This is a genomic window from Pseudoflavonifractor phocaeensis, from assembly GCF_016901735.1.
Lineage (GTDB): Bacteria > Bacillota > Clostridia > Oscillospirales > Oscillospiraceae > Pseudoflavonifractor_A.
The window spans coordinates 1-1,262 of the sequence record NZ_JACLZC010000147.1 but is presented as its reverse complement, the minus strand read 5'-3'; the positions used below and the strand labels follow the sequence as shown (position 1 = coordinate 1,262).

Here is a 1,262-nt window from a genome sequence, read left to right as displayed (position 1 = left end):
CCCGGAGACCTCCCAGCCGTTTTCAATCGTATCCTGCCAGCTTTCGCTGCAGGTATTCTTCCAGATTGTCAAGCCCTACCGCCTGTACTTCCGGCAGCACTTTTTCCAGTACAGCGCCCTCCTGAATGAGCCGCCTTGTCCGGGCTTTTCGTTCCTTCATCCGGTCCCGTGCCTGGGCTTCCTCCAAGCGGTGCTTTGCCTGCAACAGTTTCTTTTCTTCACTTGTCATAGGTTTACCTCCGTTTCTGCCTCGTCGTCGCAAGCTGTGCATCCTTCGCTTCCGCACAGGTGCGAAAGCTCACTCGCTCCGCTGCTCCTCCTCTCCCCACAAAGGCGTCGCCTTTGCGGGGGCCCCAATAAATGTCATAGCCCAGCACATCGGCCAGCTCCACAACCTCCTTGTAGCGGATGGATTCCCGCTGGAGCTTGGCGGACAGGTTGGAAACGCTGTCCGACCAGCCGTATTCCTCATGGAGCCGGTCAACCAGCTCCTGCATGGTGTATCCCGCTCGGACGATCTGTGCCTTAATCTCGTTGCGTACCGTCATAATCAAAAATCCTCCTAAATTTACTTAATAAAAAAGCGAAGCCGGTACGCCCTCAGGCATAGCCGCTTCGCCGTGTCGTGAAAACTTCTCTTGTTACCAAATCCGTTCAGAATTGCCGGTGCGATGTCCTGTCCATTACCTGCACCTTCCGACTTTCCCGTTCCGTGTGACTTGGCTCGAAGCCGTGCGTTTTCCCATGATTCCATGCACCCGGTTCACCGGGGCGAGAAGCACGGTTTCGTAAAATAATTTCTGCCAATCGTCAAATACTTTTCGATTCCCACTTGCCTTGATTTACCCCTCCAATTTTGCCGGTAATTTTGAGCCATACCGCCGAATTGCTATAAAAGGGAGAACAAGAGGCAATCAAAGTGTACGTACGTACAGCGTCCTCGCAAGCTCCACATCCTTCGCTTCCGGCTAAAGCCGAAAGCTCACTCGTTTCGCTGTTTGTCCTTTCCCCAACGGAACCGCTTTACAGGGTTCCGATGGGGACCCCAGTATTAACGCCGCCATTCCTCCGGCACATCTTCCGGTACGTACGCATCAAATCACCGGAAAACACTGATATATGATTTCTCACCAATACCTCAATCCCCAGAAATCCACGCACCCGCCGTCCGGCTGCGTTGGTCACATTGTTGCAGTATTCCAGATTGTAGCGGCTCTGGCAGGCAATCAGGGCTTCGCTGAAGCTGCGGGGCTTCAGGGCAG

At 53.9% G+C, this 1,262-nt stretch carries 1 protein-coding gene and 2 pseudogenes; all 3 read right to left on the bottom strand.

Annotated features, from left to right (window positions below; translation table 11 throughout):
- Positions 1-22: 22 nt before the first annotated feature.
- The gene (locus H7U37_RS14910) at positions 23-229 is read right to left on the bottom strand and encodes a DUF3847 domain-containing protein (protein ID WP_204876941.1); all 207 of its coding nucleotides are present in this window, start codon (positions 227-229) and stop codon (positions 23-25) included.
- Between the two features lie 112 nt (positions 230-341).
- A pseudogene (locus H7U37_RS14905) lies at positions 342-548 on the bottom strand (DUF6471 domain-containing protein); the annotation flags it as partial.
- Positions 549-1,023: 475 nt separating this feature from the next.
- A pseudogene (locus H7U37_RS14900) lies at positions 1,024-1,262 on the bottom strand (hypothetical protein); the annotation flags it as partial.

Bases quoted from the DNA above. Each gene is read 5' to 3' on its own strand.
- H7U37_RS14910 (WP_204876941.1), bottom strand. From the start codon at position 229: ATGACAAGTGAAGAAAAGAAACTGTTGCAGGCAAAGCACCGCTTGGAG.